Below are 6,713 nucleotides of genomic sequence, written 5' to 3'. Positions count from 1 at the left end.
CGGGAGAGAACTTGTTGGTCGTCTTGCTTGTCATGGCTCCACCTTCTCAGGAGTTGGAGCCTCCGATCAACCCGGGGCGGTTCAATGTCTCCGTTGTTATTGCCCAACCACAGCTTGCCGTGGTGGACAAGTGCAAATACCTCTTTTGTCGTCAGGGAGTTCTGGCTCGCCAGGATTACAAACTTCTTTTCGTACTCAATGAGCAACGTGATGTACTCGCGAAAAAGCGAGAACGGGGGATTTGTTAGGACAATGTCCGCCTGCCTCAGATACTCCACACATTCATAACTGCGGAAATCGCCCGCACCGTACTGACCGTCACCTCTGAGCGGTCTAGCGGTATTCGCGTCGTGCCTGAGGAGATATTCCACATCGACAAGGTCGGTCGCGCCGTCACCATTGTGGTCTGGCACTTCGTTGATCTCGATCGCGTAGGGCTCGCGTCCTTCAGGCTTGAGACCTTCAATGTCAAGAAGGGGCAAATAGGCCCCGGCGATCGGTGATTTCGCGTAGCTCGTAGCAATAAGCTTCTGGAGGCCCAGCGCGTTGAAGTTCAGCGCGAAGTACTTGAAGAAATTGCTCTCGTAAGGATCGTCGCAATTACAAAGGATGGTCTTTCCGCGTAGCTGCTCCCTGTAATGCCTCAGCTCGTTGCTGATGTCGTTGAGTTGCGTGTAAAACTCGTCCTGCTTAGCCGTCTTCGCCTGCGACAATGATTGATTGCCAGACGATGATATCCTCGAGTGCATTGCGCATTACTTTCTCGGTGTCGAGTGGTATTTATGAAGCGATTAATCAATCATAGGTGCGATTGTCTCGATTGATGGGGCGGCTACTCGCTCCTTCAACTGAGAGTTCTGCTACTTGGCGATTGGAGGTTTGCGGCGTCATGCGATGGTGGACCTCCCTACGCTGGAGGGACCAGCGAGCGCCATCATAGGGGTTGTCCAGGCACCATCAAGAGGCCAAACTCTGGGTATGCATTATCGCTTGGGATGTGGCACAACGATCTTGACTGAGAGATACACCGCTGCTACCCCTTGAGATACACCAAGCCGGTAGACGCTTTGTGGAAGCGGTCGCACCAAGCGATTGTAAGTAATGACTTTTCTGGCATTTTTGTACTCGGTTCGATTTATTTAACTTGTCCGGCCCGGGGAGCCAGCGCTCATTGTATGCTAAGGCGCAATATGGCACGGCGGCGTGCGATTTTTCCCTACGCTTTGATCGCGCTAGTCCTGCTTCCAGAGTGGCAGAGCGTCGAGGACCGACGAATCCAAGCGTAGAATATCGGCCTCGCCCGCCCATGCCTATTCCTCGCAAGCCGCAATCTCAAGATCGGCGGCAGACATGCGGAAATACCGACGATCGGCGGCTTCGCCGATCATCGGCTTCGCGCCTCGAAGCTGATCTTGCCAGAGCTTGACCAAAACCGCTCTGGTCGTGATCAATGCGCCACGCCGTCGGATGCGTGTAGGAGTCTCCAAGTCAGGCCGACGCGGCCGTCGAACTGGGATGCGAAATGTTCGGCGGCGACGCCTTCCAGGCCATCATCGACAAGAGCCTCGATGCTTCGTCGCATCAGCGCGAGCTGCATCTCGCGGGCGTGGGCCAGGTCTGCCTCTCTCATGATTTCCGTGACATGGTAGGCGACAACGGGCTGGCCGAGGCAAGACATGAGCGTGCTCGCTTCTGACGTGACGGCCGTAACTGCGTCTTCGATCTTCATTCAGGCGCTCCTCATCAAACATGATGCTGGCGCCTCCCCATGAGACGACGGTGTTCCGTCGTTTCCTTTTACAATTTCGACAGTCGCGCACGAGTGAAGGGACGAGTGCGCGAACAGGAGAATTACCCTCTTGTTCCAGTCTCCTTGAGCAACCTCGCTACCCAAATCAGTATGCTGCAAAATTGAATTAAAGGCGACCCGATAGTTAATCGATGGTTAATGGCGGCGCTCGCATCTCAGGCGTTCGCGCATGAAACATCGGGCAGGTCCGCCTTGCGCCAGCATTCGGTTATAGAGGCGAACTTTGCCTCCGCCCGGACGCAGACATTGCAGTTGACCGCGCTGGAGGTCGTCGTCGCCCCAGCACCCGAAATTGATTTCGCAGCTTCTGAATGCCCGTTAACGGCGGCGAACCAGCAGTTCGCAACGCCAGGAAGATCACCCTGCGGAAATGCAGTCCGCTAGCTTGCCGGCGACCCTCAAGAACTGCATCACGATGCTTATGGCCGGCACCTGGGCTGCGAAACCAACCCCGACAGACACGCAGGGCACCCTTAGCCTGGAAAGGCACAACTCGGTACACGAGGGCGACTATATCTCTATGGAAACAACTTGAAGAAACGCTTCGCTACCCATAGCATGCCACCCCCTGGTGAAATCTGATCAGGAGGTCGGTGGGATCGGTCGGGTTTTTAAGCCAGTGCAAAGTAGGGAGGATAACTATGGCTTCCGAAGTACAGGCAAACAATGGCGTTAACGTCGAGGCGCTGCTCGGCGCACGCGAAGCGCTTACCAATGCCCCGGAGGCCGCGCAGTTCAAGTGGCGCGCGGCCTGCGAATGGAAGGATGGCACCCACAGCCACTCGACGGTCGAGAGTTTCTACGGTCTCGGCCAGGACCAGCATCGCAAGACCACGTTCGCATTCGATGCCGACCATCCGGAGGTCTTTGCTTCCCTGGATCAGGGCGCCACGCCTGTCGAATACGTGCTGGTCGGGCTGGCGAGCTGCCTGACCGCCGGCATCGCCGCTGTTGCCCAGAACCGGAACATTCAGTTGAAGTCGGTGAAGGCAACCATCGAAGGCGACATGGATATTGCGGGTATACTCGGCATCGACAGCGACGTCCGCAACGGCTTCAGCGGCATCACGGTGAAGTACAACATTGACGCCGACGCCAAGCGCGAGGACATCGAGGCTCTCGTCGCGCAGTCACAGAAGCGGTCGGCTGTCTATGACATTGTAACCAATCCGACGAACGTCACGGTCGTGGTGAATTGAAAGGCGCTTCGAGCCGTAGACTCTCCTGATGAGAGGGCGCGATTAGTTCCGTCACCACAGTGATCGTCGGCGCAGGGCACGCGGGGCTCGCGATGAGCCGCTGCCTCGCGGAGCGCTCTATCGACCATGTGCTGCTGGAGCGCGGCGAGATCGCCCATACCTGGCGCACCGAGCGATGGGATTCGCTGCGGCTGCTCACCCCGAACTGGCAGAGCCGGCTGCCGGGCTTCTGCTACGATGGCGACGACCCCGACGGCTACCGGACGATGCCTGAAGTGATCGACTTCCTCGGGAACTATGCCAAGGCGATCGCGGCTCCAGTCAGAACACACACGACCGTTACCTCGGTTCGCAGCGACGGTACGGGATATCTCGTGCGCACGGACCGCGGCGAGTGGCGCTGCCGAACTGTCGTGCTGGCGTCGGGCGCGTGCAACATCGCACGCCTGCCCGATTTGGCCGTCCGCGTGCCGCCGTCGGTCGCCATGCTGACGGCACAGTCCTACCGCAATCCGGCTCAGGTCGCCGACGGCGGCGTGATGGTGGTGGGCGCCTCGTCGAGCGGCACCCAGATCGCACAGGAGCTGCAGCGTTCGGGGCGTCAAGTGACCCTGTCGGTGGGCGAGCACATCCGAGCGCCGCGCGTCTATCGCGGCAAGGACCTGGAGTGGTGGATGGACGCCGCCGGCGTGCTCGACGAGCGCTACGACGAGGTAGACGACATCAGACGGGCACGACGGGTTCCTTCGCTGCAGCTTGCCGGCACCCCCGACCGCACCACCCTCGACCTCAATGCGCTGGTCGACCTCGGCGTCAGACTCGTTGGCCGTCTCGCTGGCATCACCGAAGACGGCAAGGCCCAGTTTGCGGGGTCGTTGCGCAACATGTGCGCGCTTTCCGATCTCAAGATGGCCCGGCTGCTCGACCTCATCGACGAATGGGCGCGCGCCAACGGCCTTGACGCTACGGTCGGGCCGCCGGATCGCCTGCCGCCGACCCGTGTCGAGGACAACCCGCCGCTCGGCCTCGACCTTACCGGAGGCGCGATCAGGACGATCATCTGGGCCACCGGCTACCGGCCAGACTACTCCTGGCTGGAGTTGCCGGTCCTCGACCGCAAAGGCCACGTCCGTCACGACGGCGGCGTTGCGGAACATCCGGGCATGTACCTGATGGGGATGCAATTTCTGCGCCGCCGCAAGTCTGCGCTGATCGACGGCGCCGGCGACGACGCGCGTGATCTCAGCGACCATCTGGCATCTTACCTCAGGCAAAAATCAATCAACGTCTAAGGCCAAGGAGGTCAGCTACCGCGACAACGCCGAATTCCGTGACCCTGCAATCATATTCCCAAGTGCAACTTCGGCTTCCAGAAGGGGCGGAACAACTCAATCTTGGGACAGCGGTTCATCACCACTTTCAAGCCCGCTTCCTCCGCCAACAGGGCGGCAGTGTCATCGCGCACCCCAATCTGACTCCACAGAACCTTGGCACCAATTGCGATGGCTTCCTGTGCAACTTCCAACAGATCTTCGGAGCGGCGAAAAACCTCAACCATATCCACAGGCCGGTCGATGGCCGCCAGTGACGCGTACACCTTGAGCCCTCGAATTTCATCCAGACCGGGAGTGGGATTGACCGGGATCATGTCATAGCCGGTTTCGTGCAGAACCCTGAGAACACCATAGGAAAACTTGGTCTTGTCGGGGCTGGCCCCCACCATCGCAATGGTTTTGACCGACTTTAGAATGTCTTGCAGATAAGCCTCCGAATAGGGCTCATCATGATTCATATGGGTCATTTCTTTGCTTCCAACGGGGTCGCAATATCGGCTTTCAATTCATGTGCGGCCAAGGGATCTAGGAAGGGGTTGCGATAGAGCTTGTCGTGGCTTTCAACCCCGACCTCCAGCGTGCAGTCGCTCATAGGGCGGGCAACGCAGAGGATTATATAGCCATTGTTGATCTGGCGGTTGTTCAGCGCCCGCTGGGCCTTTTGACTGACTTTGCCGCTGATTATCTTGGCCGCGCAGGTTATGCAGCCGCCATACTTGCACCCGTAGGGCAGGTCCACGCCCTGCTCGCGCAGGCTTTGCAAGAGGGGCTTGCGGTGATCGACGTCAAAGGCCGCACCGCCTTGGTTGGCGAGGGTGATGGTGAAGCTGGTCATACCCAGATGTCACTCGTGCAATCACCGCCGGGATAACGGGTTTCGTGGCAGCGGCTTGGTCCATTTGCTTCCTTGCCAAAATCGACGACAAATCGCGGATCAATTTCCATGCCGCCGTTTTCCGTATCGCAATTGACCATCAGCATGCATCCGCCATTGGTGCGGATTTCCGGATAGAACTGATTGTCCCAGGTCGAGAAGAGCGAGGTCGTCACATAAAGGCGCTTGCCGTCGAGGCTGAGCTGTATCATCTGAGGCCCACCAGTCACTTTCACGCCGTTGACCTCAGGCGCACGGCCGAGAAGTCCGCCCATCCACACTTGTCCGGTGAGCTTGGCGTTATGCGGGTCCGAGATGTCATATTGGCGGATGTCGCCATGCAACCAGTTGCAAAGATAGAGGTGTCTATCGTCCATACTGAGCAGAATGACGGAGATCACGCCCGGTATCGGGATCGGCCATTCGGGATGCGGCTCATTGCCAACATCGACAATTTTTTCCCATTGCCAGTCACCCGCCGCATCCTTCCACCAATGGATGATGTTTGCAGAAAGGGCCGCGCCAACAAAGCCGTGACTGCTGTCGGGATTGTGATGGAATCGCACTTCGAGTGGGAGCAAGCCATCCTCACCGAGATAGAATGTTTGCTTTGGCTCCTTCTTCTCAAAATCCCAGAAATGGATCTCTCGGCCATATTTCAGATGGCCAACCTCCTCCAGGTCAAAACCAGGCATGAAGGTATTGGGCGCGGCCCACTCCGAGCTGACCATTACGTTATGTCGCGGCTGGTACCAGAAATCATAACCAAACTTGATGCTGCCCATGGAGTTTTCCCAACGGCCGACAATCTCGAACTCCTTGTTGAGTTGCAAATAGCCGCCTGGGGCGTTGCCTTGAGCGTCGCCAAGCATGGAAATGATGATATCCGAGCCGAGGCAATGCACTGTGTGCGGCGCCGACAAGTTGGTCCTGGTTTTGATTTCAGCGCCGTCTATGACCTTGAACAGTGTCGGATTGCGGGGATCGGTTGCGCAATCGACAATATGCAGATTGGTCGAGCGCACACCCGGCACAATCAGATACTTGCGTTCCATGCTCGCATCGCCATGGCAGGACGAACAGGCATTCCAGCCCATGTGATGAAGCTCATCGCCAATACCCGGCATTTGCAAACGTGAAATCACTTGGCTGTAGGTCGAACTCTCCGGGTCGACATCAATGGTACACAAATAGTCCGGCTTCTGAATGCCCGTGCCAGTGTAGATGGCAATCGTATAGAGCAGCTTTTCGCGAGGTGCCCTCATCGCCTCTGCTGGAGAAGCATAGCCCGGTCCACAGCAATGATTGGTCATGGGTACTTCCCAATTTGAACAGATCACTGGCCAGCCCCAACTGGGGTCAAGCTGGATATTAGTGCATGCTTGGCATTAGCGCTATGGCCGGGGTGGCTGTGACCTTGCCCCTCTGATCTAATCCGGTTTGAAGTTCGTTCTGGCCATCGAGAGGACCAGGACATGAAACGCAGCCGCTTCTCT

At 57.8% G+C, this 6,713-nt stretch carries 7 protein-coding genes; 2 read left to right on the top strand and 5 right to left on the bottom strand.

Annotated features, from left to right (window positions below):
- Positions 1 to 713, bottom strand: a 713-nt coding sequence (locus tag NKH21_RS32390; RefSeq protein WP_352869949.1) for an adenine-specific methyltransferase EcoRI family protein, incomplete at its 3' end; no start/stop codon positions are given.
- Positions 714 to 1,447: 734 nt separating this feature from the next.
- On the bottom strand, positions 1,448 to 1,729 hold the full coding sequence (locus NKH21_RS32385) for a hypothetical protein (protein ID WP_352666039.1): 282 nt from the start codon (positions 1,727 to 1,729) through the stop codon (positions 1,448 to 1,450).
- 722 nt (positions 1,730 to 2,451) lie between these two features.
- Between NKH21_RS32385 and NKH21_RS32380 the strand changes: the two genes are divergently transcribed.
- Both NKH21_RS32380 and NKH21_RS32375 read left to right on the top strand, forming a co-directional pair.
- On the top strand, positions 2,452 to 3,009 hold the full coding sequence (locus NKH21_RS32380) for an OsmC family protein (RefSeq protein ID WP_292664767.1): 558 nt from the start codon (positions 2,452 to 2,454) through the stop codon (positions 3,007 to 3,009).
- Between the two features lie 59 nt (positions 3,010 to 3,068).
- Positions 3,069 to 4,301: an NAD(P)-binding domain-containing protein gene (locus tag NKH21_RS32375; RefSeq protein WP_352869946.1), complete on the top strand. Its 1,233-nt coding sequence runs from the start codon at positions 3,069 to 3,071 to the stop codon at positions 4,299 to 4,301.
- Between the two features lie 50 nt (positions 4,302 to 4,351).
- Here NKH21_RS32375 and NKH21_RS32370 read toward each other — a convergent pair whose 3' ends face one another.
- The 3 genes from NKH21_RS32370 to NKH21_RS32360 are packed head-to-tail and all read right to left on the bottom strand — an operon-like array spanning position 4,352 to position 6,530.
- Positions 4,352 to 4,801 (bottom strand): CoA-binding protein, encoded by a 450-nt coding sequence (locus tag NKH21_RS32370; protein ID WP_352666082.1) that lies wholly within the window; start codon positions 4,799 to 4,801, stop codon positions 4,352 to 4,354.
- A 5-nt stretch (positions 4,802 to 4,806) separates the two neighbouring features.
- Positions 4,807 to 5,178: a 2Fe-2S iron-sulfur cluster-binding protein gene (locus NKH21_RS32365; protein WP_292406710.1), complete on the bottom strand. Its 372-nt coding sequence runs from the start codon at positions 5,176 to 5,178 to the stop codon at positions 4,807 to 4,809.
- A complete protein-coding gene (locus NKH21_RS32360; RefSeq protein WP_352666036.1) occupies positions 5,175 to 6,530 on the bottom strand; it encodes a selenium-binding family protein in 1,356 nt (451 codons plus the stop codon). Before NKH21_RS32360 ends, NKH21_RS32365 begins: the two co-directional genes overlap by 4 nt.
- Positions 6,531 to 6,713: the final 183 nt, after the last annotated feature.

Origin of the sequence: Mesorhizobium sp. M1329, from assembly GCF_040318035.1 — a bacterium.
Lineage (GTDB): Bacteria > Pseudomonadota > Alphaproteobacteria > Rhizobiales > Rhizobiaceae > Mesorhizobium.
Note: the sequence above shows the minus strand (reverse complement) of the source record. Positions and strands in the feature narration are given on the sequence as shown.

What these genes read in the sequence shown, in the direction of transcription:
- NKH21_RS32370 (WP_352666082.1), bottom strand. Translation starts at nt 4,801, where the DNA reads ATGAATCATGATGAGCCCTATTCGGAGGCTTATCTGCAAGACATTCTA.
- NKH21_RS32360 (WP_352666036.1), bottom strand. Translation starts at nt 6,530, where the DNA reads ATGACCAATCATTGCTGTGGACCGGGCTATGCTTCTCCAGCAGAGGCG.
- NKH21_RS32385 (WP_352666039.1), bottom strand. Translation starts at nt 1,729, where the DNA reads ATGAAGATCGAAGACGCAGTTACGGCCGTCACGTCAGAAGCGAGCACG.
- NKH21_RS32365 (WP_292406710.1), bottom strand. Translation starts at nt 5,178, where the DNA reads ATGACCAGCTTCACCATCACCCTCGCCAACCAAGGCGGTGCGGCCTTT.
- NKH21_RS32380 (WP_292664767.1), top strand. Translation starts at nt 2,452, where the DNA reads ATGGCTTCCGAAGTACAGGCAAACAATGGCGTTAACGTCGAGGCGCTG.